This is a genomic window from Paenisporosarcina sp. OV554, assembly GCF_003058165.1.
Taxonomy (GTDB): Bacteria; Bacillota; Bacilli; order Bacillales_A; family Planococcaceae; genus Paenisporosarcina.
Genome location: NZ_QBUC01000005.1, coordinates 107,450 through 133,398 on the forward strand (window position 1 = coordinate 107,450; position 25,949 = coordinate 133,398).

Annotated in this window: 26 protein-coding genes and 1 riboswitch; of the genes, 11 read left to right on the top strand and 15 right to left on the bottom strand. The window is 37.7% G+C overall.

Features of this window, described 5'->3' with window-relative positions:
* Positions 1–43 precede the first annotated feature (43 nt).
* A complete protein-coding gene (locus C8K15_RS06315) occupies positions 44–1,531 on the bottom strand; it encodes a peptide MFS transporter (RefSeq protein WP_108585575.1) in 1,488 nt (495 codons plus the stop codon).
* Positions 1,532–1,797: 266 nt separating this feature from the next.
* Between C8K15_RS06315 and C8K15_RS06320 the strand changes: the two genes are divergently transcribed.
* Positions 1,798–3,513, top strand: a complete 1,716-nt coding sequence (locus tag C8K15_RS06320; RefSeq protein ID WP_108585576.1) for an ABC transporter ATP-binding protein — start codon at positions 1,798–1,800, stop codon at positions 3,511–3,513.
* Positions 3,514–3,679: 166 nt separating this feature from the next.
* On the opposite strand, the gene hflX is transcribed toward C8K15_RS06320, so the two are convergent.
* The 6 genes from hflX to C8K15_RS06350 all read right to left on the bottom strand — a co-directional run bounded on the left by hflX (position 3,680) and on the right by C8K15_RS06350 (position 11,459).
* Positions 3,680–4,951 (bottom strand): GTPase HflX, encoded by a 1,272-nt coding sequence (hflX, locus tag C8K15_RS06325; RefSeq protein WP_108585577.1) that lies wholly within the window; start codon positions 4,949–4,951, stop codon positions 3,680–3,682.
* Between the two features lie 369 nt (positions 4,952–5,320).
* On the bottom strand, positions 5,321–6,856 hold the full coding sequence (locus C8K15_RS06330; RefSeq protein ID WP_108585578.1) for a solute symporter family protein: 1,536 nt from the start codon (positions 6,854–6,856) through the stop codon (positions 5,321–5,323).
* A complete protein-coding gene (locus C8K15_RS06335) occupies positions 6,853–7,224 on the bottom strand; it encodes a DUF485 domain-containing protein (protein WP_233260396.1) in 372 nt (123 codons plus the stop codon). The genes C8K15_RS06330 and C8K15_RS06335 overlap by 4 nt, the downstream gene beginning before the upstream one ends.
* A 166-nt stretch (positions 7,225–7,390) precedes the next feature.
* Positions 7,391–8,074: a VOC family protein gene (locus C8K15_RS06340; protein WP_108585579.1), complete on the bottom strand. Its 684-nt coding sequence runs from the start codon at positions 8,072–8,074 to the stop codon at positions 7,391–7,393.
* 113 nt (positions 8,075–8,187) lie between these two features.
* Positions 8,188–9,672 (bottom strand): sodium/proline symporter PutP, encoded by a 1,485-nt coding sequence (gene putP / locus C8K15_RS06345; RefSeq protein WP_108585580.1) that lies wholly within the window; start codon positions 9,670–9,672, stop codon positions 8,188–8,190.
* Positions 9,673–9,824: 152 nt separating this feature from the next.
* Positions 9,825–11,459 carry an AMP-binding protein gene (locus C8K15_RS06350; protein ID WP_108585581.1) on the bottom strand — a complete coding sequence of 545 codons (1,635 nt, stop codon included), beginning with the start codon at positions 11,457–11,459 and terminating at the stop codon, positions 9,825–9,827.
* A gap of 186 nt (positions 11,460–11,645) precedes the next feature.
* A riboswitch (FMN riboswitch) is annotated at positions 11,646–11,790 on the top strand.
* A 413-nt stretch (positions 11,791–12,203) separates the two neighbouring features.
* On the opposite strand from C8K15_RS06350, the gene ribE reads away from it, so the two are divergent.
* The 5 genes from ribE to C8K15_RS06375 all read left to right on the top strand — a co-directional run bounded on the left by ribE (position 12,204) and on the right by C8K15_RS06375 (position 16,667).
* On the top strand, positions 12,204–12,833 hold the full coding sequence (gene ribE, locus C8K15_RS06355; protein WP_108585582.1) for a riboflavin synthase: 630 nt from the start codon (positions 12,204–12,206) through the stop codon (positions 12,831–12,833).
* Between the two features lie 15 nt (positions 12,834–12,848).
* Entirely contained in the window at positions 12,849–14,042 is a 1,194-nt protein-coding gene (locus tag C8K15_RS06360) for a bifunctional 3,4-dihydroxy-2-butanone-4-phosphate synthase/GTP cyclohydrolase II (protein ID WP_108585583.1), read from the top strand.
* A 12-nt stretch (positions 14,043–14,054) separates the two neighbouring features.
* Positions 14,055–14,522, top strand: a complete 468-nt coding sequence (gene ribH / locus C8K15_RS06365) for a 6,7-dimethyl-8-ribityllumazine synthase (protein WP_108585584.1) — start codon at positions 14,055–14,057, stop codon at positions 14,520–14,522.
* A gap of 85 nt (positions 14,523–14,607) precedes the next feature.
* Positions 14,608–15,138, top strand: coding sequence for a histidine phosphatase family protein (locus tag C8K15_RS06370; RefSeq protein ID WP_108585585.1), 531 nt, complete (start codon positions 14,608–14,610; stop codon positions 15,136–15,138).
* 365 nt (positions 15,139–15,503) lie between these two features.
* Entirely contained in the window at positions 15,504–16,667 is a 1,164-nt protein-coding gene (locus C8K15_RS06375) for a class I SAM-dependent methyltransferase (protein ID WP_108585586.1), read from the top strand.
* A gap of 51 nt (positions 16,668–16,718) precedes the next feature.
* On the opposite strand, the gene C8K15_RS06380 is transcribed toward C8K15_RS06375, so the two are convergent.
* From C8K15_RS06380 to C8K15_RS06390, 3 genes are read right to left on the bottom strand one after another with little or no spacing between them, the layout of a single operon-like run.
* Positions 16,719–17,378 (bottom strand): Dph6-related ATP pyrophosphatase, encoded by a 660-nt coding sequence (locus C8K15_RS06380; protein ID WP_108585587.1) that lies wholly within the window; start codon positions 17,376–17,378, stop codon positions 16,719–16,721.
* Positions 17,379–17,380: 2 nt separating this feature from the next.
* A complete protein-coding gene (locus C8K15_RS06385; RefSeq protein WP_108585588.1) occupies positions 17,381–17,872 on the bottom strand; it encodes a P-loop NTPase family protein in 492 nt (163 codons plus the stop codon).
* A complete protein-coding gene (locus tag C8K15_RS06390) occupies positions 17,862–18,860 on the bottom strand; it encodes a GNAT family N-acetyltransferase (protein WP_108585589.1) in 999 nt (332 codons plus the stop codon). Before C8K15_RS06390 ends, C8K15_RS06385 begins: the two co-directional genes overlap by 11 nt.
* A gap of 108 nt (positions 18,861–18,968) precedes the next feature.
* Here C8K15_RS06390 and C8K15_RS06395 point away from each other — a divergent pair, with 108 nt between their 5' ends.
* The 4 genes from C8K15_RS06395 to C8K15_RS06410 all read left to right on the top strand — a co-directional run bounded on the left by C8K15_RS06395 (position 18,969) and on the right by C8K15_RS06410 (position 21,039).
* Entirely contained in the window at positions 18,969–19,223 is a 255-nt protein-coding gene (locus tag C8K15_RS06395; RefSeq protein WP_108585590.1) for a hypothetical protein, read from the top strand.
* 315 nt (positions 19,224–19,538) lie between these two features.
* Positions 19,539–19,709 (top strand): hypothetical protein, encoded by a 171-nt coding sequence (locus tag C8K15_RS20705; protein ID WP_233260403.1) that lies wholly within the window; start codon positions 19,539–19,541, stop codon positions 19,707–19,709.
* A gap of 106 nt (positions 19,710–19,815) precedes the next feature.
* Positions 19,816–20,154, top strand: coding sequence for a GtrA family protein (locus C8K15_RS20710; RefSeq protein ID WP_233260397.1), 339 nt, complete (start codon positions 19,816–19,818; stop codon positions 20,152–20,154).
* A 159-nt stretch (positions 20,155–20,313) separates the two neighbouring features.
* Complete coding sequence (locus tag C8K15_RS06410; RefSeq protein ID WP_108585593.1) at positions 20,314–21,039, top strand: hypothetical protein; 726 nt, start codon at positions 20,314–20,316, stop codon at positions 21,037–21,039.
* A 126-nt stretch (positions 21,040–21,165) separates the two neighbouring features.
* Here C8K15_RS06410 and C8K15_RS06415 read toward each other — a convergent pair whose 3' ends face one another.
* From C8K15_RS06415 to C8K15_RS06430, 5 genes are all read right to left on the bottom strand, one after another.
* Positions 21,166–21,630 carry an NUDIX hydrolase gene (locus C8K15_RS06415; protein WP_108585594.1) on the bottom strand — a complete coding sequence of 155 codons (465 nt, stop codon included), beginning with the start codon at positions 21,628–21,630 and terminating at the stop codon, positions 21,166–21,168.
* On the bottom strand, positions 21,605–21,754 hold the full coding sequence (locus tag C8K15_RS20240) for a hypothetical protein (RefSeq protein WP_158268266.1): 150 nt from the start codon (positions 21,752–21,754) through the stop codon (positions 21,605–21,607). The genes C8K15_RS06415 and C8K15_RS20240 overlap by 26 nt, the downstream gene beginning before the upstream one ends.
* A gap of 96 nt (positions 21,755–21,850) precedes the next feature.
* Positions 21,851–22,789 (bottom strand): HD-GYP domain-containing protein, encoded by a 939-nt coding sequence (locus tag C8K15_RS06420; RefSeq protein WP_108585595.1) that lies wholly within the window; start codon positions 22,787–22,789, stop codon positions 21,851–21,853.
* A gap of 165 nt (positions 22,790–22,954) precedes the next feature.
* Positions 22,955–24,496, bottom strand: a complete 1,542-nt coding sequence (locus tag C8K15_RS06425) for a flotillin lipid rafts scaffold protein FloT (RefSeq protein ID WP_108585596.1) — start codon at positions 24,494–24,496, stop codon at positions 22,955–22,957.
* Positions 24,497–24,498: 2 nt separating this feature from the next.
* Positions 24,499–25,044, bottom strand: a complete 546-nt coding sequence (locus C8K15_RS06430) for an NfeD family membrane protein (protein ID WP_108585597.1) — start codon at positions 25,042–25,044, stop codon at positions 24,499–24,501.
* 280 nt (positions 25,045–25,324) lie between these two features.
* Between C8K15_RS06430 and C8K15_RS06435 the strand changes: the two genes are divergently transcribed.
* Positions 25,325–25,945, top strand: a complete 621-nt coding sequence (locus C8K15_RS06435; RefSeq protein ID WP_108585598.1) for a DUF47 domain-containing protein — start codon at positions 25,325–25,327, stop codon at positions 25,943–25,945.
* Positions 25,946–25,949 lie beyond the last annotated feature (4 nt).

A 25,949-nucleotide genomic window follows, 5' to 3' on the forward strand; every position in this document is an offset into this window, starting at 1 on the left:
CTACCGATAAATTAATCACCGGTAGGCTTTTGCTCTTTTATATTTAACGTACGCCACGCATAAGTTTTTCGATTTTCGGTGCAAAGAAGAACAACATTAATCCAATGATTAGTGCAATAACCCCTATGACACCAAAATAAACGATTTCATTTTCTGGTTTATAGAATTTCACCACTTGCGCGTTAATTGCTTGAGCAGATGCGTTTGTTAAGAACCACAAACTCATTGTTTGTGCTGCAAAAGCCTGTGGTGCAAGTTTTGTCGTTGCTGATAATCCAACTGGAGAAAGAAGCAATTCACCAATTACCACAAGGAAGAAACTTAAAACTAACCAGTATGGGCTAACTAACGTTTCAGTTCCGTTAAAGTATGCCGGAATAATCATAACTAGGAATGACATACTCGCAAAGAATAAACCAAATGCGAACTTCTTAGGCGTAGACGGTTGTCTTTCACCTAGACGTACCCACAACCATGCGAATACTGGTGCAATTGCAATAACAAATAGTGGGTTTAAAGATTGGAACCATGCTGGAGAAATCTCCCAAGAACCAATGGTTAAGTCTGTACGTTGATCTGCGTATTGAGCTAATATGATTGAACCTTGCTCAGCGATTGCCCAGAACACCATTGCAGAAATAAACAATGGAATGTATGCAAGAACACGTGATTTTTCATCTGCGTTTGTTTTAGAGCTGCGATACATGACGATAAAGTAAATTGTTGGAATGACGATACCTAAAATCGATACCATCATTGTAAAGACGTCTATGGTCATAATACCTTTTTCAATTAAGAAGTAGCCAATAATTGCTATTACCGCTAAGCCAATTGCTACGCGTAAAAGCATTTTATTGCGATCTTCTTTAGGTAGAGGGTTCGGAACATATGAACCAGCTAATCCAAGATATTTCTTTTTCGTAACCATGAAAACAACTAATCCTAATAACATACCAACTGCCGCAATTCCAAAACCTAAGTGGAAGTTATAGTCAAGACCTATTGTCCCTACTATTAATGGTGCGATAAATGCACCCATGTTGATTCCCATATAGAAAATACTGAATCCAGAGTCACGACGAACATCGTTATCTGAATACATTTCACCGACAATACTTGAAATATTTGGTTTTAGTAAACCTGTGCCAATTATGATAAACGCCATTGAAATGAATAGCGTGTTTATTCCACCAGGTAATGCTAACGATAAGTGTCCTAACATTATTGCTATACCACCGTAGAATACGGTTTTGGTCGTACCTAGTAATCGGTCTGCAATCCATCCTCCGATAATCCCGGACATATATACAAGTGATCCGTATACTGCCATAATCGAGTTCGCAGTTGATTGTTCTAAACCAAGTCCTCCTTGATTTAATTCGTAATACATATAGTAGAGTAAGATTGCGCGCATACCGTAGTATGAAAAACGCTCCCAAAACTCTGTAAAGAATAAGCTTAATAAGCCTTTTGGATGTCCAAAGAATCCTTTTTGAGGAACCGACTGGACGATTTCTTCTCTTGTCGCCATTCTTTTCCCTTCTTTCTTTTTAATTTTAAGAAATACACATTCGTTCGCTTTTTATGAAAGAATGTGCAAAATATACTGACAATAAAGGTCGGACTTCTTTATCAGTAAAAAGACAACTTTTACATTTTAACGTTCTCTCTCTAAATTGTCAAAAAACATTCGGAACTTGAAATACTTTGATTTCCTTCGTGTTCAGAAGTTTTCTGTCGTGTTTAGGACCTTTTTCCGTTATAATTGCCAGTATTAAAAACACGAGGAGAAACTATATGATTAAGAAATTCTTTTCTTATTATCGTCCTCATAAACGTCTGTTTATGATCGACTTTACCAGCGCCATTATTGTCGCTATTTTAGAGCTTGCTTTTCCTTTAGCAGTACAGTGGTTTATTGACGAATTGCTGCCTTCTGGCGAATGGGATTCAATTGTCACAGTCAGTGTCCTCCTACTAGCCGTTTATTTGATTAGTACTGTACTTCAATATATCGTTAGTTACTTAGGGCACAAGCTAGGTATTAATATAGAAACGGACATGCGTGAACAACTCTTTACTCATGTACAACGCCAATCATTCCGTTTTTTTGATAACACCAAAACAGGCCATGTGATGAGCCGAATTACAAACGATTTATTTGATATAGGTGAGCTTGCTCACCATGGCCCAGAAGACTTCTTTATCGCAATTATGACTTTTATTGGTGCTTTTATTATCATGTACAATATCAATCCTGAGCTTGCAATCATTGCGATTATTATGGTTCCATTCCTCACTATCCTTGTGGCATTCAGTAATATTAAAATGAATAAAGCATGGAAGAACATGTACATTAAAATTGCTGATGTGAATGGTCGAGTAGAAGACAGTGTTTCTGGTGCTCGCGTTGTTCAATCTTTCACAAATGAAGAGTTTGAAATCAAACGTTTCAAACATGACAACGGACAGTTTAGATTAGCAAAATTGGTCGCCTATAAAGTAATGTCTGGAACACATTCCAGTATTTACATGATGACCCGCCTCATGACACTGGTCGTCTTGGTTGTCGGCGCATGGTTCACAGTTAACGGCAGATTAACAAATGGAGAACTAGTAAGCTTTGTATTATTTATTAATGTTTTAATAAAACCCGTTGATAAGATTAGTGCGCTACTGGAACTTTATCCAAAAGGCATGGCCGGCTTCAGACGATTCTTAGATTTAATTGAACAAGATCCGGAAATTGTCGATCGAGAAAACGCTATAACAGTTAATCATTTACAGGGGAACATTTCATTTAATGGTGTGGACTTCGGTTATGATCAACACAAAAAAGTACTCTCAAATATTAATCTCAAGGTGAAGGCTGGAGAAACGGTGGCCTTTGTTGGTCCTTCTGGTGCTGGCAAAACGACTATTTGTTCATTGATTCCACGGTTTTATGATGTCCTAAATGGGTCAATCTCAATTGATGGAATAGATATTCGGGATATGACAAAGCATTCCTTACGCTCACAAATTGGTATTGTTCAACAAGATGTTTTCTTATTTACAGGGACAATTCGCGAAAATATTGCGTATGGTAAGAAAGATGCAACAAATGAAGAAGTGTTAGAGGCTGCTCGAAAAGCCCATTTAGAAGAATTCATTTCTGAGCTTCCTGCTGGATATGATACGCAAATCGGTGAACGAGGATTGAAATTATCTGGCGGCCAAAAGCAACGTTTAGCAATCGCTCGTATGTTCTTAAAAAATCCACCTATTCTTATTTTGGATGAGGCGACTTCTGCGCTAGATACGGAAACCGAAAGAATTATTCAACATTCATTAGCAGAACTTGCTGAAAACCGGACAACCCTTATTATTGCCCACCGTTTCGCAACAATACGTGATGCGGACCGCGTCCTTGTCGTCACAAAAGATGGAATAGCGGAAGATGGCACTTATTCTGATCTTGTTGAAGCGGATGGTTTGTTCGCAAGACTCCATAATATCCAATTCCAAGACTAAAAAGCGAAACGGGTGTCTTTCTCCGGAAGAATGGTGTCCTTCTCCAAGCGAATGGATGGAAACCCGAGTTGAGTGGATGAAAACACACAATCAATGGATGAAAATCAGTGTATCTTTATTTAACCTAAAGAAAAACGCATTTCCGAAAAAATCGGAAATGCGTTTTTTATTTCCCAAGAACGAACTCATGATACCGTTCGTAATCGGATTGTCTTAATTCAACTTTAATCAATGTGCCTTCTTCTTCATACTCAGATGTCTGAACAGATGCTTGTTCATTCAAATAAGACACAATGTCCCCCCGCTCATACGGAATGAGCATGCGGCACATCTTATAATCGGCAAAAATATGTGTACGAATCGTTTCAAGTAATTCGTCTAAACCTTTACCTTCTTTAGCAGAAATCCAGAGACTATTTCCACTTACACGCGGATAGTTGAGCTCTGCTAAGTCCGACTTATTGTATAACTCAAGGGTTGGCACATCTTCAACGCCCACTGCGTGCAATGTTTCGTTCGTAACGTGCATCATATAGCGATACTCTTCATTAGAAACATCCACCACATGTAATAGTAAATCTGCTTCGCGTGCTTCTTCCAATGTGGAACGAAAAGCTTTTACTAAATGGGTCGGTAATTTACTAACGAAACCTACCGTGTCAGTAAGTAAGAATTCTTTTTGATCCGGCAAACGAATTTGTCGAACAGATGTCTCAAGAGTCGCGAACAACATATCTTTTTCAAACACTTGCTTGTCATCCAGTTGTCCAGTTTTGGCAAGCAACCGGTTCATGACGGTTGATTTCCCTGCATTCGTATATCCAACAATCGATACAACTGGAACTTCGTTTTTCTTGCGTTGTTTTCTTTGTGTTACTCGTTGTTCTTTTACATGCTCTAAATCACGACGAAGTTTGGCAATTTGATCTTCAATTTTTCGGCGGTCGAGTTCAAGTTTTGTTTCCCCCGCACCACGGTTTTTGAATCCGCCACCCGTACCACCACCTTGACGACCAAGAGAAGCACGTAAACCAATTAATCGAGGTAACATGTATTGAAGCTGGGCTAATTCCACTTGCATTTGAGCTTCTTTCGACTTCGCACGACGAGCAAAGATATCTAAAATCAACATTGTACGGTCAATGACTTTACATTCAAGTGCTTCTTCTAGGTTTCGTATTTGAGAAGGTGATAGCTCATCATTAAAAATAACTAAGTTTGCATCTGCTTCATCATAAAAAGCTTTAATTTCGTCAATTTTCCCTTTTCCTACGTAATGCGCAGAATTTATACGATCTAAATTTTGAGTAACTTCGCCTACCACTTCAACGTTTAATGCTTCGGCCAAGTTGTGTAATTCTTCTAAACCATATTCAAAATGTTCGTCTTTTTTCAAATTAACGCCAACAACAATGGCGCGTTCAAGTAATTCTTCCAAGTGTCATTTCCTCCTCAAAGTCTACCGAGAGAAAATCGAAATATCCCTTTTTCCTGCCATTTAATAGTAAAGAAAAAGTGAGTCCAGGTCTCACACTTTTCTTGCACTGATAAAAATACCTAAAAATATCAGTTCAAGAAATGACATCAGCTTGCACCATTGTGAGGTACAAGCTGTGTTTTTCTAAATAGTAACTTGGTTTTCAAAATGAATAGACATATCCCGATTAAACTGCCCAGTAGCAGTTCTTTGCTTTATTCAGTTTCATCGCAAAGTGTTCCATCGGAATGTGTAATTAATCATTTGGAAAACCTCCGTTCCTTAATAATGCATACATCGTAACATACTCATTTAAGTAGATACAACTTCTTACAGTTGTCTGAATCCTCCCGTATTTGCTTTCACTTTTACTTCAGCATATTTTAATTCATTTGCTTCCTTCGAAAGTAGTGTCCCCAACCAACCACCGATGAAACCAAGCGGTACTGAAACTAGAGCGGGATTTGTTAATGGGAAGATTGGATTGCCTGTAATAATCGCAACTCCTTCAACAGGGTTCATCACACTAGGACTTATAGATACTAGGACGATAGCAGAAACAAGTCCCGTTACCATTGAAGAAATAGCACCTGTCGTATTGAACTTGTTCCAGAAAATCGTGTATATGATAACTGGCAAGTTAGCACTCGCTGCTATACAAAATGCAAGAGACACTAGAAAAGCAACATTTAAACTTTGAGCAAATAAAGCCAAGATGATGGAGAAAACCGCTACACCTAGAGAAGCATAACGAGCAGCTAGCATTTGTTCTCTGTCAGTGGCCTTTCCTTTTTTAATAATTTGACCATAAATGTCATGTGCAAATGCTGAGGCACCAGATAGAACAAGTCCAGCTACAACAGCTAAAATGGTTGCGAATGCCACTGCTGAAACAAAGGACATTAAGAGATCCCCACCAAGAGCTTGAGCTAATAGTGGAGCGGCCATGTTGCCAGCAGGATTGGTCGACACAATCAAATCTTGTCCCACAAAAGCAGCCGCGCCAAACCCTAAAAAGATTGTCATTACATAGAAAATACCAACAATCCATGTCGCCCACATAACCGAACTCCGTGCTGTTTTAGCGTCACGAACTGTAAAAAATCGCATTAATATATGCGGCAGTCCTGCTGTACCTAAAACGAGAGCAATCATAAGAGAAAGTGTATCTAGCGGCATCTTATATTTAACACCTGGATTTAAATAATCCGCCCCATGTGGCGTTGCTGTTTTCATAAATGTAAACATCTCTAAAATATTGAAATTGAATTCCATTAATACTAAAAATGAAATGATAACTGTACCAGTCATCAGTAAGACCGCTTTAATAATTTGCACCCAACTTGTTGCAGTCATACCTCCAAATAAAACATAAATCGTCATCATAATTCCTACTAATAAAACGGCAATCCAATATGGAATATCGAAAAGCAATTGTATTAAGGCACCCGCTCCAACCAATTGTGCAATCATATAAAAAATAACTATAGTAATTGAACTTATTGCTGCACCTGCACGTACCTTTTTCGCATTGAACCTAGAGTTGATCATATCAGCTAATGTATATTTCCCTAAATTTCGCAGCGGCTCTGCTACAATAAACAACACAACCAAGTAAGCTACTAAATATCCGATAGAAAACAAGAATCCATCAAACCCATATAATGCAATGGCTCCTGCTATTCCTAAGAAAGAAGCTGCTGATAAATAATCTCCCGCGATAGCAAGTCCGTTTTGCCAGCCAGTTAAACCTCCACCAGCTGTATAAAATTCACTGGTCGTATTTGTTTTCTTTGCTGCAAAGTATGTAACAACAAGCGTGATTCCGACAATGACAAGAAACATAGTTATTACTATAGGATTCATAAATTCTCCTCCTCTTTGTAATTAAATTCTTTAAGTGTTTCAGTTGCCATACCATCAAATTCCGCAGCCTTCTTCATGTAAATTGTTACAAGAATCCATGTCATAACAAACAATCCCAGAGCATACACCCAACTCCACGAAATGTCTCCGATAAATGATGAATTTAACACATTTGTATATGAAATAATTAATGGAAAAAGAATATAAAGACCTAGAAACAGGATAGTGCTTGGAATTAAAAATCTTTTTTTCTTCTTCATAAGTGCTTTGAAATTTTGAGATTCTTCAATTGCCTTATAATTCGGAAGGTCTGGAAGTTCCGCGCGTGCCTTTCTTGTTTTCGGACGGCTTGCTATCTTTTCTACCAATTCATACACCTCTCTGTTTTTGTATTTTTCTGAATACTATTAAAATTAAAACAATATTATGTTAGAAAGTCAATCTATTATCTTCTAATCTATTATATTTTGAGTTTGATATTTTTTTAACAAAAAAACACATGCAAAAATCGCATGTGTTTTACTAATTCTTCAGTTAGTCTATTTCTTTGACCTGAACATTTACTAAACGCTCTCGTTCATGTTTGCTTATTAAGAAAACGAGCTCACAATTTGACAATCTTATTGAACTTCCTGAAAGTGTAACATTTAAAAGCTTGCTCCATTCTTTTAAATAGGTAATTGGATCTTGCACAGCAATTGTACATTGTGATATTTGAAGACGTTCATTAATGGTTTTCAATGTTCCATCTTCTCTTAGACTTTGCATGCGCTCTTCAAACGGTTCTTCCCATTCAATAAAAAATGGAAATGGTAACTTATCCGAAACTACTTGCTGGATAAAAAGCATTTTCCATTTTCGAATAAATCCGGAAGAGGTTTCTCGCTCGGCATCTAACACACCAGAAGTGACCCATCCTTCACGATTTAATCTTTCATTTAGTTCCGTAATATTGTCTGTTCGTAGACAAATCGTTCCCCATCCTTCGCCATCATCAAGATCGTGTAGCAAAAGATTCGTTAACGGATGATTCGCTTGTTTTGCGATGTTCATATGCTCTACAGATAAATATTCAATATAACTGTTTTTTGTATAGGTTAAAGCATTTACCGTTCCCCAATTTTTATGTTTACCACCGATTGATGTACCTTTATGTTCTTGTACAAGTAATTCCGGGGACTTTTCACTAAAATACACGACATGATCTAGTTCTATCATATACACCCCTCCTCACTTACATTATGGGGAGCTAAGAATGAATGTGCAATTATTGAATTTGTTAAGGAGATATATATAAAAACCCACAGTTTATTTAACTGTGGGTTTGAATCTTATCTGTCTCTTTTTAATAATTCCATTGTTTCATCAAATTCACGATCGATTTCTGCATTCTTACGGTACGTAATTAGACTTACGACAACCGCAACGATTAAACAGAGAACAAATCCTGGAACAATTTCATAAATTAAGCCTTTAAGGGTTTCATTATTCCCCCAAATAACCACTGTAGTTGCTCCAACGACCATTCCTGATAAAGCGCCCCAAGTAGTAAGCTTTCTCCAGAATAGTGATAGCAAAATAACAGGCCCGAAAGCAGCACCAAAACCAGCCCAAGCATATGCAACTAAATCTAAGATAGTCGTGCTTTGTTCCCATGCAATAAACATAGCAATCACTGATACAAGCAGTACTGCAAGACGGCCCAGCAACACAAAATGCTTATCTGAACCATCTTTGTTAATAACAGCTTTGTACAAATCTTCAATCAAGGCTGAAGAAGTAACGATTAATTGAGAAGAAATCGTGCTCATAACTGCAGCAAGTACAGCTGCCAACATAATACCTGCGATAAATGGATGGAAAATAACTTGTCCTAATGCAATAAAGACTGCCTCAGGGTCACCCAATGTTTCACCAGCATTTTGCTGATAGTAAGCGATTCCAATTAAACCTGTCGCAATGGCTCCAGCCAAACTTAAGGCCATCCAACCAATCCCGATACGACGTGCTTGTTTTGTTTCTTTTACAGAACTGATTGCCATAAAGCGAACAATGATATGTGGCTGGCCAAAGTAGCCAAGACCCCAAGCAATAGCAGAAATGACACCTAATCCAGTTGCTCCTTCAAGCAAGCTCAAGCGTGACGGATCAACAGAACGAATGCTTTCTGCTGCGCCGTCGAAGCCGCCCACCATAAATAATCCGATAGTAGGTACCAAAATCAACGCCAAGAACATAATTAGTCCCTGTACAACGTCTGTGTAACTTACTGCAAGGAATCCACCAAACAGTGTATAGGCTATAACTACTGCCGATACAATCAAAAGACCTGTATGATAGTCTAAACCGAATGACTCGTCAAAGAAGACGCCACCCGCTACCATTCCTGACGATACATAGAACGTAAAGAATACCAAAATGATGATACCAGAAACGACACGCAATAAACGTGAAGTATCTTTCAAGCGGTTTTCCAAGAAACTTGGAATTGTAATGGAATCATTCGAAACTTGTGAATACACACGTAAACGTGGTGCAACTAGCAACCAGTTTAAATAAGCTCCTGCTGTTAAACCAACAGCTATCCAAGCTTCTACTAAACCTGTTGCATAGATTGCTCCTGGTAAACCCATCAATAACCAACCTGACATGTCTGCTGCTCCAGCACTTAACGCTGTAACCATGGGACCTAAAGAACGTCCACCTAACATATAATCCGTTAAGTTAGCTGTTTTTCGGTAAGAATAATAACCAATATAAAGCATTGCAGCCATATAGATAATTATAGCAATTAATTGATATACATAATCAGACATATTTGTTCCTCCTTGAATGTTTTGAGTATTTCTACTTCATCATAACAAACAAACATCAGAAGAACGAGCATATTTTTTCGATATTTCTCTACTAAAACGCATAATTACCAACGTTTAACAGCTTTTTGCTATTTCCCGGGAAATATGTCGAATTATGTTGTGGGTATTTTATCTTTAGACATTTCCCTTAGTAGATACTTTTGGATTTTACCCGATGCTGTCATTGGATATGATTTGATAAATTCGATATAGCGCGGTATTTTATGATGTGAAATTTTCCCTTTACAATATGCTCGAATTTCTTCTTCACTTAGTCTTACCCCATCTTTAGCAATTATCCAAGCCATTAGCTCTTCCCCATACTTTGGATCAGGAACTCCAACTACTTGAACATCTTGAATGTTGGGGTGCTGATATAGGAATTCTTCAATTTCACGAGGATAGACATTTTCTCCACCACGAATGACCATATCTTTTATTCTTCCAGTAATTTCGATATATCCTTCGCTATCCAAAATCGCGATATCCCCTGTATGAAGCCATCCTTCATTGTCAATTGCAGCGTGTGTAGCTGCTTCATTTTTGTAGTAACCTTTCATGATGTGATAGCCACGTGTACACAATTCACCTGGTGTTCCAATAGGTAACTCTTCATTAGTAACAGGATCAATAATTTTCACTTCCACGTGTGGATGTGGTTTTCCAACTGTTGCTACTCGTTTTTCAATAGCATCATCTGATTGCGTTTGTGTAATAACAGGCGATGCTTCAGTTTGTCCATAACAAATAGTTATTTCACTTACTCCCATGTCGTCGATAACTTTTTTCATTACCTCAATTGGACAGGGAGAACCTGCCATAATTCCTGTGCGTAGTGACGATGTATCATATTTTTTATAATCTGGATGATTTAATTCGGCAATAAACATAGTTGGTACTCCGTGAAGTCCGGTACATTTTTCATCTTGCACAGCTTGAAGAACGCGTTTCGGATCAAATTGTTCCAGTAATACCATTGTTGTACCATGAGTAACTGCTGCTAACGTCCCTAATACACAACCAAAGCAATGGAAAAAAGGTACAGGAATGCATAACCGGTCTTGTGGTGTTAACTTCATAAAATCACCAATGATTTGCCCGTTGTTGACGACGTTCATATGTGTAAGCATGACGCCTTTCGGAAAGCCAGTAGTACCCGATGTATATTGAATATTAATGACGTCATCCACATGCAATAAGTCCAATCTTTCATCAAGCTCTTCATCCGTAATTTTAGATGCATGTGTTTCAAATTCTCGCCAAGTATAAATACCTGGATATTCGTTTTCACTCATTACAATAACGCGTTTTAGAAAAGGTAAATGTTCCGATTGTATATTTCCCTTTACCGAAGTCTGCACTTCTGGGCACACCGCATTAATTACATCTATATATGAAGTACCTTTAAATTCTTCACCTAAAATAAGAGTTGTTGCATCCGATTGATCCAACAAATATTCGAGTTCTTTTTCTTGGTAATTGGTATTTACCGTGACTAGAACAGCACCCATTTTACCTGTCGCAAATTGACTTAGTAACCATTCACGTTTGTTGTCTGACCAAATAGCCACGTGTTCACCTTTTGCAATCCCCATCCCCATGAAGGCCTTCGCTAAGTGATCCGTTTCTTGGTCAAATTGCTCATATGTTTTGCGAATATTATGTTCTGGATATACGTACGCTTCTGTAGTCGGATAGCTTTTGGCTATTTCTCTAACTACCGTGCCGACTGTTTGTTGGATTAACATAAAAAATTCCCCCTTTGCGATATTCATGAACAATCTAATGTTATCACAAAATTCAGACGAATTGTATGGGCTTAATCATCTTTATATCACTGAAAAACATCTGCAAAATCGGAAAGTGGGGTATTGTGCAAATGAATTTATCATTTGCATACAATTGTGCTACTATTAAAAAGACAAATAGTCACTTATATTCTTCGGGGCAAGGTGAAATTCCTTACCGGCGGTGAGCAAATGAAAATTTGTAAGTCCGTGACCCGGTACTTGAAAAAGTAGCGGTGGAGTTGGTGCAAATCCAACACCGACAGTATAGTCTGGATGGGAGAAGAATAAAAAGAGGTTTTTTTGTTATGCTCACTAACCACTTCATTTAAAATATAGTCGAGCATTTACACATTCCATTTAAATTGCTTCTGTCTCATTAATACTTACATCTAATACTTACCGTTAAATTCTGGCTTTCTCGCTTTTGCGAGGAGATTTTTTGTCATGGTTTAGATGTCATTTCATTAACGAGAACGAGGTACTTCTATATTTCCCTTTCCTTACCACCCGTTTGCCCCATGGTGGAAAAAAACCAAAACCTATTCACTCTAGCTCGACCTTTTCAACATAAGCAGTTTCAAAAACGACGGATTTATTTTGTCGTTGGATTAATCATGTAACTGCAAAACAAATTCTATAATTACCAAAATTCAGGCTTTGATGTTCGCATTAATGCTCTTTTCAGTCAGGAGGATAAAGAATTTGTTCACGGGTATCATTGAAGAAATCGGCACTGTTAAATCCATTCAACGAAAACCACACGCACTCGAATTAACCATTCGAGCAAAAACGGTTTTAGATGATGTAAATAGAGGCGATAGTATATCAGTTAATGGCGTTTGTTTAACAGTTTCTTCGTTTACAAAAGATTTGTTTGTAGTAGATGTTATACCGGAAACCTTTAAATCCACTACATTAGCACAATTATCGTCCAACTCACGTGTCAATTTAGAGCGTGCCATGTCTGCTAATGGGCGTTTCGGCGGTCACTTTGTTAGTGGACATATCGATGGCATTGGTGTCATTAGGTCCATCAGAAAAGAAACCAATGCCATTACCAAAAAGATTGAATTAGAGCCTAGTCTAATGAAATACATGATGTTAAAAGGCTCTGTTGCAGTCGATGGGACATCTCTTACTATTTTTCATGTTGATCGATCATCGATTTCTATTTCCTTAATTCCTACAACACAAATTGATTCACTACTTGGAGACAAAGGTATTGGAGACAAAGTAAATATTGAATGTGACATGCTCGCTAAATATACAGAGCGCATTCACTTATCTAAATCCAACATGTCAAAAGAATGGTTATCAGAACACGGATTTTAAATAGGAGGTTTCTTGATGTTTTATACAGTAGAAAAAGCAGTTGAAGCATTGGCAAAAGGACAAGCCATTATTGTAGTGGATGATGAAGACCGTGAAAATGAGGGTGACTTTATTGCTCTTGCAGAATTTGCCACTCCAGAAATCATCAATTTAATGGCCACTGAAGGTAAAGGCTTAATTTGTGTACCAGTAGCTGAGGAAATTGCTCAGCAGCTCCAGTTCGGTTTAATGACAGACCAAAATACAGACCCTTATGGGACAGCTTTCACCATCAGTGTAGATCACAAGGATACAACGACTGGCATTAGTGCATTTGAACGTTCTCATACGATTCTTCAAATGATAAACAGTGAATCGAAAGCGACTGATTTTAAACGCCCTGGCCATGTTTTCCCTTTGATTGCAAAAAAAGGCGGCGTATTGAAGCGTGCAGGACATACAGAAGCAGCTGTTGATTTAGCCTTATTAGCAGGATCTTCTCCAGCAGGCGTCATTTGTGAAATTATGAATGAAGATGGTTCTATGGCCAGACTCGATGACCTCGTGATAATTGCTGAACGATTAAATATCGGCATCTTAACTATCGCTGAATTAATTGCTTACAAACAAAAGAATGAAAAATTAATTACACGTGAAGTTGAAATTCTTTTACCAACTGAATATGGTGATTTTCAAGTGGTTGGTTACACGGAAACGTTGACAGGCAAAGAACATATTGCCCTCATTAAAGGTCAGATTTCAACCGACACACCTATTCTCACTCGTGTTCATTCAGAATGTTTAACTGGGGATGTTTTTGCTTCTCGGAAATGTGATTGTGGTGCACAACTTCATTCATCATTAAAACAAATTGAAGAAGCAGGCTCCGGCGTCTTAGTTTATTTGCGACAAGAAGGTCGTGGAATTGGCTTAATGAACAAACTAAAAGCATATGCTCTCCAAGATAAGGGCTTAGATACTGTAGAAGCCAATCAACAGCTTGGCTTTGCAGATGACCTACGTGAATACGGCATTGGAGCACAAATTTTACGAGATTTAGGAATAGGTAAAATGAAACTCTTGACTAATAACCCTAGAAAAATTGCTGGTATAGATGGTTATGGATTAGAAGTAACTGAGCGCGTAGCAATTGAAATTCCATCACATACAGACAATGAAAATTATATGAAAACTAAAAAAACGAAACTTGGGCATTTCCTAAGTTTATAGAGGAGCTTATACATGACTACACATTTAGAAGGCTATTTAATTGGATCCGAACTGAAAGTTGGAATTGTCGTTGGACGTTTCAATGAATTCATTACAAGTAAACTTTTAGGTGGAGCCGAAGACGCTCTTAAAAGACATGGTGTGGATGATGCAAATGTAACAATTGCATGGGTGCCAGGCGCATTTGAGATTCCACTTGTAGCTAAACAAATGGCTGCGTCAAAAAAATACGATGCCGTCATTACCCTTGGTACTGTAATCCGTGGTTCGACGCCACACTTTGATTTTGTATGTAATGAAGCTGCAAAAGGTGTTGCCAATGCAGGATATCAACACGATATCCCAGTAATTTTCGGCGTGTTAACGACAGACACGATTGAACAAGCAATCGAACGTGCAGGAACAAAAGCTGGTAATAAAGGCTGGGAATCTGCAACTAATGCAATTGAGATGGCTAATTTAATGAAAAAACTAGTTTAATCTCTGGCCCTGAAGCATATTGCTTCAGGGTTTTTTATCGTATACTTTTAAAAAGAAGAATGATTAGTAAAGGAGTGACTGGAAGATGAAAATGGTATATCTCGTTCGCCATTGTTCAGCGACAGGACAAGAACGCGACGCCAGATTAACCGAATTGGGGCATCAACAAGCTGTAGAGTTAGCCTCCTTTTTCAAAGACATAAAGATTGATCACATCATTTCCAGTCCATTTGCACGTGCTCAACATTCCATACAACCAACAGCTCAATTAAAAAACATTTCAATCACGATTGATGAGAATTTGGCTGAAAGAACATTAAGCACGTCTGATTTACCCAATTGGCTAGAGCTTCTTGAAGAAACATTTACAGATTTCGACTTGAAACTTGATGGTGGCGAATCAAGTCGTGAAGCCACTAACCGTGCCCTTAAAGTTGTAAACGAATCACCAAACAATTGTGTGCTCGTCACACATGGTAATCTAATGAGTTTGGTTCTGAAACACTTTGATGATTCAGTTGGTTTTCAAGAATGGAAATCACTAAGCAATCCAGACGTTTTTTCGCTTACCATTGTTAATAACAAAAGCACCATTGAACAACTATGGGAAATTTGATTAAGCCTCTCGGATGAAGAGAGGCTTTTTAGTTTAAAGCGATGTGAGTTGATTGGGTTTCCATCCATTCAATTTAACTTTTTGTCCATTCATATATTTTTCATCAAACATACTCAACTTTCCCACAACTTAAAATAGATTTGCGACCATTTATAGGTTTTCATCCATTCAAATCGACTTTTCATCCACTCATACTGTGTTTTCATCCATTCAAATCAACTTTCCATCCACTCACGATGTGTTTCATCCATTCAAATCATCTTTCCAACCATTCAGCGATTTTAGCTCGGACAAACTCATAAGAAATGGAGTCATGGTGAATGTGATAAACTATCGTTAAGAAACTTGAAAAGAAGGCGGATTGTATGGAATTCCAAGAAATGCTCGATCAAATAACGGATTTAATCAACAACAAACAGTTAATCTCTTCAACAATTAGTCAACCTCGTGCCAAGTCAGATGAAGTAAAACGCGTGCGATTAAAGCCTGTCGAATTAAAAGGAATATACATGATTCAGTTTGAATATCAGCATGAACGCGTGTTAAAGCATGAAAATCTCGATTTGTCAGATGTGCCAGAAAAAATTAATCTTCTGCTTCAACAATTTCGACAAGTCCAGGCAGAATTTGAAGAGGAAAAAATCCAAATTCAACTTTCCAAGAAGTTTAAAGTGCTTTGGAAATCAGAGCGTGTCAATTCTAAAAAAGTAGTCAACCTTTCTCACAACCGAAAGAAAAACTATTTGCTGGACGAAGATACTTCCTATCCGTTTTTGGTGCGTCTAGGTGTTCAAACTCCTGATGGCAAAGTTAAAAAGCAAAAGCATGATAAGTTCCGTCAAATCAATCGTTTTGTTGAATTCATAGATGATGCTCTCGACTATCTTCCGAAAGATCGGCCAGTTCGAATTTTAGATTTCGGGTCCGGGAAATCCTATTTAACATTCGCGCTATATCATTATCTGCATATTGAAAAAGGGCTAGATATTCGCGTCACAGGGCTCGATTTAAAAAAAGAAGTTATTGAAGAATGCCAACAAATCGCGGATGACTTGAATTATGAGCACCTTGAGTTTTTAGTTGGGGATATTAATGACTACAATGAAGAAACATCTGTAGATATGGTAGTCACACTCCATGCATGTGATGTTGCAACAGATATGGCACTTGCTCGCGCTGTTAAGTGGGGTGCAAAAGTAATTTTGAGTGTGCCTTGTTGTCAACATGAGTTAAACACACAACTGAACAGCCCTGCTCTAGAGGTTATGCTTCAGCATGGACTAGTAAAAGAACGTTTTGCTGCTCTTGCGACAGATTCTATTCGAGCGGAGTTATTGAAACTTGTTGGTTATGAAGCGCAGTTACTCGAATTCATCGATATGGAACATACACCAAAAAACATATTGATACGTGCTTACTTTACAGGAAAAAAACCTACAACGGATGACATGAATAAATACCGTGTGTTTGTTGATTTCTTACAAGCAAAACCATTTTTAGAAAACGAGTTAAAAGACTATCTTTCCTAAACCGCAAAAAAGGCAATCCTGACCAAAGGATTGCCTTCTGCTTTATTTAAATTAAGCTTCTAAAGAAACAGTTAAAAACACATACCCTTCATTCTCTCGCACTTCACCAAAGGTAACGGGGACACGAGATGAAAAAATAGGGCCATCTATGACTACTGTATGAAACTCACCATTTTCACCACATGAATCGATGCCTAGCGATTCTAACTCATCCATCAATTGTCGTGTAAATATTCGACCTACATATTCTGCCGGCATCATGTTTGTATTGACCACAACGATCACCGCTTCGAAACCAACTGCTAACAGGTCTTCTAAAATCGAACGACGTGGTTCCTGCCAAAGTGGATGTATCGGTACAATGCCTGATTTGGCACACGTTTTTTGAACCCATTCTAAGTGTCCTTCTAAATCAATGTCGCCAAATACTCCATGTGTAATTCCATTTGCTCGACACTCATCCATAGCATCAATAAACTTTGATTCATAATCGTCCCAACCTGCTCCACGAATCATTAACGGAATATCCAAACGAGCCGCCTGAGCTTGTACCACTTTTAATGGCAATGCGTGTGACTTTGACACTTCTTCATCTTCTTGAAACATCGTTAGCAATCGTTTCGGGGTCATGCCCGACTGGATTGCGCGGTAATAGGCCATGGCCGAATCTTTACCACCACTCCATGATGCCACAAACGGTTGATTTTTCATTTTCAAACTCCTAACTCTTTACCATCGCGAATTTCAATCGCATTTTCCGGTGTGTTTTTTAGTATGTTACGGACTTGTTTTTTGTATTTCGTTTCATATTGATACGTCCACTTAAACATTCGACTATACATTCGCCAAGTCGGGATATAAGCTACCTGTTCTATGCCTTTCTTTTGTCGAATAAACCTGCGTGAAATTCTGTAAATACGTACCGGTAAACATGGATGCAGGAAGTAAATTTGATCTGCTTCTTCAAATGTTTTCATCGACCAGCCGAGATGACTACCTTCAATAATCCATGTTGATTGAAGGAGGATATCGTCCAATATTGCATCACGCTGTTCATCTGAATTCCTTAAGTCCCCTTCAGAACCTCTTGACCAGACTACGTCATCTAATGAATACATGTCGATTCCTTTTTGAAGAGCAAGTTTTCGAGCAAGCGTTGTTTTCCCACTACCAACTGAGCCTACAATCCGAATTTTATTGGCCATGTGCCCAGGCAATTCGGTTATCAACTTTTCGTATCATGCGAATCATAAACGGTTGATACCCGAGTTTTGGCCAAAAATAGGAAGCTAAGTGGTTCGGCGTATGCCAATCGGCTAGAGAATAATCGTAACCCAACTCTTTCAACTGAGCATGACTTGCATCTGCAAGTGCTTTCCCTACTCCACGTCCTCGATATTGAGGATTAGTAGATGCGGCCGGAAGCTCCACTGTTCGTTCAGGTGTATACATATTAGCTGAGGAGTCCGCTTCATAATATACATGGAATCCAACTGGAATATCTTCCTGTTCCCCGATCATTACGATAGCTTCGGAATCTTTTGCAAGTGCCGCATAGCCACTTTTTACATCTTCCAGAGACTCTTTCGTTATTGGATTCCAAGAAGGCGAAGCCGCTTGGTGAATACTGTTCCAACGTGACATCCGTTTTAGCATGTCCGTATCACTTTCTGCTAATCGACGAACGCTTAATGTGTTTCTGTCTGCCTCTTTTGCTTTTGGTATATAATTTTGAAGATCAAGTATTGCATATTTTTGTTCGAACCTAAATCCTTGATCTAACCATTCGTAAACTAAACGATCATAACCAATTGGAACGTATATAATATGTTGGAAATAGCCACCCGCTATCCATTCTGCACCCGCTTCAGCGTATAATAATCGGACAAGTCTGGGATGAGCATCTTCTGCAATGGCTATGTATGGATAGTCAATCTTAATATGACGACCCTTTTTCGCGTCTTCTTTGAACTCATATAACATATACCCAATTACATGGTCTTCCCGAAGTGCCACAATACCATTAACGAATGGTTTTTCTACTTCTTTCTGAAGAAGAGCTTCCGTTACTTTTGGGTCTTCAAACTGTTGTGGCAGGAATGAATAACAACTCCGTTCCACTTCATGTCTTTTTGCTAAAAGACTTGCCATAGACGATAAATATTGCTTTTCAAACCCTACAAATTGAATCATGTGAATTCTCCCTTACCTTTAAATGTACGACGTTGTTGATACCTCTATGTTCCCTTCCTATCCACAGACCAAGTTGTTATAATAATTAAATAGGAAAGGGGATAAATGATGGAATTAAAACGAGTTGCATATGGCGTTATAATGGCAGCAACACTTATTTTTGTGCGCTTTATTGATATTCATGTTTATAATATGTCCACTTTTTTATCGATAATCATCCTCATTTTAATTATGGTCGTAAGCTATAAATTCGTTGATCGTTCTCCTTTTTTTGACAGGCAAATTACAAGGAATACGTATTACGTACTGAATACACTCATTATTTCGTTACTAATATTGGCTTTTTACGTAATTGAATCTTAGAACCATGCAGGAGTTGATCTCTCGCATGGTTTTTTGTTGCTGAAAATCTATTCATCTATTTATGGTTGTTCATTCTTCCCTACTAAAATAGGTTGTAATTCAGTCATCACGTCACGCTCCTAACCAAATGATGTTAAGTACAAGATTCGACATAATGATGAAGTTTCCTTTATATTGAGCTTAATTTTCATAGATTTGGGTACAGTTTGGAGAGGGGGAATTGTGTGGACCATACTTATAGAAGCTTACTAACCTTAAGTCACTTGCCTACATACGATTAAGCAGCTAATCAATACGGGCTTTCTACATATAATCATAGTCAATGATGGCTCAGGTAAGGAATTCGCTCCTTTTTTCGAAGCTATCGATAAAATTCCAGAAGTGAAAGTGCTTCATCACCCAACAAATCAAGGAAAAGGGAGAGCATTGAAAACAGAAAGAAGCATGGGTTCCCATTCACGAATTTGTAATCGACACAATCTATGAGAACGACAATAAGTCCTCTCATTTTCACCCTTTAAAATCCTCGCTTCAAATCTATAAAATATTTATTAAGTTTGCCGTTTCAGGATTAGCTTCATTTGTGTTGGACATGGCGTTATTTGGCTTGTTTATTTGGTTAAGGAAAGATGATGCACCTGAAATGTATATCGTTTTTCCTACGATATTAGCACGAATAATTTCAGCAACCTTCATTTATTCAATTAACCGCAAAAAGGTATTTGAAAAAGACGATGAGCGTTCCTTTGTAAAATATATGATCCTTGCTGCAACTATTATGGCATTATCTGCATGCCTTGTGCATGGACTGTTTTTCTTAACAGGAAGAGGAGAATTAGTAATCAAGGGTGTCGTTGATAGTGTTCTGTTCCTTGTTGGATTTATTATTCAAAGAGATTGGGTGTTCAAAAAGAAAAAGCTAAAACACTAGTTAAAGTGTTTGGGCTTTTTTACTTATTGCCGAGAAATTCAAATCTCTAATCTTCTAAATAAGACATAATTTTATGAATACCCCCACAAATTACTAAGTCCATAGCGAATAGTGTCTTAGCATCAAAGATTGATGCGAATTTATTAAGAGGTGACTTAAATGAAAAATTGGAAAAAAGTAAGTGCAGCAATTTTAGCAGCAGGACTTATCACTACTTCTGCTGGTCAAGTTTGGGCTAATGAAAATGATAGTTTAAATACTGACTTAGAAGCAGTTAACCTACCAGAAACAACTGAAAACGTAAATGACGAGACTGTAACAGTTGAAGATTTAGAATTAGTTGCTTCAATTGTCCCTGTTGGTTATACTGCAAACAACATTTTCGCCCTATCAAAAAATCTAGAAAAAATTAGTAATCCAAAAGCAAAAACTGCATTACAAAAGAATATTGATAAAGCGTTAGCGAAGTGGGAAGCAAACAAAGAAGAAACTGAGCTTCCTGAAGTAGAAACTCCTGAAACTGAAACTCCTGAAGCAGAGGTTCCTGAAGTAGAAGCTCCTGAAACTGAAACTCATGAAACTGAGCTTCCTGAAGTAGAAGCTCCTGAAACTGAAACTCATGAAACTGAGCTTCCTGAAGTAGAAGCTCCTGAATCAGAAGTTCCTGTAGTAGAAACTCCTGTAACTAAAGCTCCTGAAGTTAAAGAAGTAAAAGCTCAAAAAACAGCAGCTTTAGCTAAAGCTGAAGAGAAAAAACTTGCCGGTCTAGCGGTTGCTGCAAAGAATATTGAAAAGAATGCTGCAAAAAAAGAAGCTACACAAGTGAAAGTAGAAGCGAAAAAAGCTGCAGCTAAAGAAAAGCCAGCTAAAAAAGATAAAAAATAATTTTCATATGTATTGGTGCACCAAGATGTTCCCACCAATAAATTAAATATGACAAAAAATCCGAAAAGAATTTCTCTTCTCGGATTTTTTGTTCTAAATTTATTTGAACACCTATGGCAAAATCATTTATTTAATTATAGGGGTTTGCACTTGGTGAACCCAGTCCATAATAAAGCGTTGCTGATGAGAATTCAGATTAGATGGTAGATCTTGCTTATCAAAATAGACATGTGCTCTGGATTCATCGCTTTTTTGAATTAATTCTCCTGATATATTGGAAGTTTTGAAAATCAGTTGAATGCTAAATACTTGGTCACCATTCGCGTATTCCGCAAAGCCTTCTTCACCCGAATATACACCAAAGAAATCCATGTCTCCAATGATTAATCCAGTTTCTTCTTGAGCTTCTCTTCGTGCTGCTTCACTAACTCGTTCCCCAAGTTCAAGAACTCCTCCTGGAATGCACCATACATCAGCATCCTTACGATGCTGTAATAATATCTGATTTCCTTTTTCAATAATTACCCCACACCCTACCGTTAATAGAGGTTTATTACCAATCATCTCACGCATCGTTTCTAAATAATTCATATACTGTACTCCCTTTCATTATCGGCACTATTTCTAGTAATGTATCAATGACTTCATCTGCATTTGCTTCTGCATATTCTCGGTTCAATAGCGTTCCATCTAAATCAAAGAATATCGCTTTCATACAAGTTCACCCCTACATTAAAAAAGAAAGCTTGCAACCATAGAGGTGCAAGCTTTTATCTATTTATAGTGATATATGAAAATTTTTCATATGTTCTTATCTCCACTTAAATTGTTGTTCGTATAATAAGTTTAGGAAAGCATCTACTACTTCCGGATGAAATTGAGTACCTCTACCTCGAATAATTTCTTGTATAGCTTCATCAATTGAAAGGGCTTCTCGATAAACTCGATTGGTTGTCATGGCATCGAATGAATCGACCACCGATACAATAGCTGCTTCCAATGAAATTTCTTTCCCTTTTAATCCTTTAGGATAACCTTTTCCATCATATCGTTCATGATGTTCTTCGACAATAAAGGCAGAATCACGTAACCATGTAAGTTCGTGGTTACGGATCATTTCAGCACCTTTTGTAGTATGGGACTTCATTATTTCCCATTCTGTTGGTGTGAGTTTATCTTTCTTATTTAAAATTTCTAGTGGCACTGCTAGTTTCCCAATATCGTGAAAATATGCTCCCCATATCAGCATTCTTGATCGCTCAATTGGTTGATCTAGCTTTTTCCAAAACTCAATGGAATAGTCTTTGATTCTAGAACAATGCTGAAATGTGTATCCATCAACTTTTTCAATAGCTTCTGCATCACGTTGTACAATTTCTGTATCTCTAAAATTTGATTCATATATACTTTCCGTCATTTCAATTAAAATTTCAGTCCCAACTTGACTATAAAACGATAGTAAATCAGGATATTCTGACGCATCTATTGTATCGCCTTCTTGTAACATAAACGTTTTGTCTTTATACTCAACTTCAAGTTCTCCAAGAACTACTGTATATTTTTCGACCACGTCTATTCCTTGAACTGATGTGTACCTTACCCAAACTGAGCGTTCTGGACGTACCGTTAGGAGACCATAAGCAAGTTCATCTGTTTTTCCAATGTACGTTGCGACAGAATTGCCAATCACTAAGCGATTTAGAGAAGGTTTTTCTTTGATGTCAATGATTTGCTTTCGGGATAATGTCATAGGTACCTCCACACTACTAAACATTATTAAATGTAAATACTTTCATTAACTGTATCTTTTTCCATTCTATTTGTCATTATAAATCTTATTTTATGTATAAATTACCCTTTTTTTACTTCCTTATACTTATTTAAAAGGCTCCCCAGTAAATGGAGAGCCTTAAGATTATATGGATACGTGATCTTCTACTTTATCTTCTTTTTTCTTGTCTTGCATTTCATATGAAATACGATCCAAGCTTGGACGAAGGGTTCCTTTTCCTGAATAGTTTTCAAGCATTTCTTTTACATCAATACCTGAAGAGGCTTTTAACGTTTCTTGTAGAGTCGACATTAGATTTGTTGCGTAAGAGGTCACTCTATTGGCACCTCCACCTTCTCCGCCGCCCGTATCGACTACTGTAATCTTGTCGATATTTGCTAAAGGACTAGCGATTTGTTTCGCGTACTCCGGCATCATACGTACAATCATATCAAGAACCGCAGCTTGGCCATAGTGGTCAAATGCATCTGCGAGTTTTTGTTTCGCTTCAGCTTCAGCAATACCTTTAAGTCGAATAATATCTGCTTCTGTTTCACCTTGTGCACGTTCAGAGTCAGCTTTTGCTACACCATCTAAACGAACTTTATCCGCTTCTGCTTTCGCTTTTGCTTCAATTCTATATTTTTCTGCGTCCGCTTCTGCCATTACGCGTGACTTAGAAGCCGCTGCCGTTTGTTCCACTGCATAACGATCGGCATCTGCTTTCTTTTTCACTTCTGAATCGTATTGTTTTTCTCGACGCAAAATTTCTTTCTCTTCAAGTTCAATTTGTTTTTGACGCTCAATAATTCGAATTTGCATTTCTTGTTCCATTACTTCTTGTTTTGAGCGAGCCGTTTGAAGTTCGTAGGCTTGGTCAGCACGAGCTTTAGCAATGTCTTGCTCACGACGATATTCAGCTACTTTTAATAGATTCTCTTTTTCCGCTAAAGCTATTTCAGTCGCACGCTCGATTTCATATTGCTGTGCTTCTTTTGTTGCTTCAGAACGCTTAATGCGCGTTTCTTTGTCTGCTTCGGCTGTTGCAATATCTGCGTCTCTTTTCACCTGGGCAATACGAGGTTTACCAAGGGAATCCAAGTATCCATTTTTATCACGCACATCTTTGATGGTAAATGAAACGATGATAAGTCCCATTTTCGCTAAATCTTGCGAAGCGACACGTTGAACTTCTTGTGAGAATTTATCGCGGTTTTTATATATTTCTTCAACTGTCATAGAACCTAATATCGACCGTAAGTGACCTTCTAAAACTTCTTTTGCTTCATTTTCACGATCTTCTTTAGATTTGCCTAAAAATTGCTCGGCAGCAGTTGCGATTTCAGATATGGACCCACCTATTTTAATAATGGCTGTTCCATCTGCCATTACTGGTACACCTTGTTCTGTATATACTTCAGGCGTCATTACTTCTAATTTACTTGATAATAAACTTAGTGGCTTAGCTTGTTGGAACACTGGGAATACGAATGTACCACCACCACGGATGATTTTAATTTTATTTCCTGAATCATCTGTATGCACTGTTTTCGAACCTAAGTAACTTCCTGTAACAATAAGTGCTTCATCTGGTCCAACAGTTTTGTACTTCGTGACGTACACCCCAATAATTGCTAGTAATACAAATGCCACGATACCGATAACAACCATCACTTCTAAAGTCATGCTCAATTCCCCCATTTTGTTTTATCAATTTTCGTGAAATCGATGGCCTCGTATTCTCGAACAAGAAACGTACCTTCTTCCACTTCAATCACTAACACTTCTTTACCATAATCAATTTCTTCGTTATCATAACCAGCTGCTCGTTTGTTCAATAATCCACTTACGGTTTCGATAACAATTTCTCCATAGCCATCAATAGGGATAGGTGTAATTACTTTCCCTACTTGCCCAGCTAAAGACTCATCAGTATATGCAATAGAAACCTCTGTAGATGCCATCGGTAGTAAAATCAAAAAGTAAAGTAATGTATCTAGAACCATCCCAACTACCATACTAGTTATAAATACAAGCCAACTATTCCATGACGTAGAAATCTCAAGGACATAACCAGTTGCTGAAACGAATGTGACCAAGGCCATAATAACCGCGGGATTTAGAAAAGGAATACCTTCACCGATCCCTTCTACAACATCTCCGAAAAATACATACAGAATTGTCGCAGCCCCCGTAATGAGTAACGCATAAAAGTAAACTTGTTCAATCACCATCCTAGTCACTCCCATTTCAGCAATTCTTTAGTGATTACTAATATTTACGAAACAAATAATTAAAAGTTTCATTATTCCGAAATTTTTATTTTCTATTGTATAATCCAAATTTAGCTTTAGCGATAATTAAATATGAAGACAAAGTTCCGCCACGATATGTTACAGCAATGTAAATTTTGAGTAACTTGAGTAAAAAGAGTATTGATTTTCTAAAGTTTTTGCTATGATGTTTGAGGTTAACAATTGTTAACCTATCCTATTTAAGTCCAGGAGGCTTTTTATGTTTAGTTCAAAAAAACAAGATCCGTTTTTTACGGCTTTGCTACAAATTTCAGAAACTGTTAGAGAAGCAGCTCACTACGCGGATGATTTCAAAATCGTAAGTGTGGCAGATCTAAAAGAACTTAGTGTTAAATTAAAAAACTACGAAACTGAAGGCGACAAACTTATACATGAGCTAACTACCAAGCTTAACAAATCGTTCATGACCCCTATTGAACGTGAAGATATTCTTCAACTAGCAATTAAAATGGATGATATTTTAGATGGTATTGAACATTTTGCAGCACATTTAGATATGTTTTCATTAATTGAAGTTGACGAATCAATGCGTACTTTCCTACATTATATTGTAAAAAGTACTGACGAAATCGTTAAGGCTATGGAATTACTAGCAAACAAAAAACTACTTAAAATGCGTGACCATGCAGTATTAATTAGGGACTATGAACGCAAATGTGATGAAGTATTACGTACTTCAATCAAACAACTTTTCATAAACGAAAAAGATCCAATTCGTATTATTCAGTTCAAGGATATTTACGAGCAGCTTGAAGACATCGCAGATTACTCTCAAAACGTGGCAAACACGATTGAGACAATCATCATGCGTAATGCATAGGAGC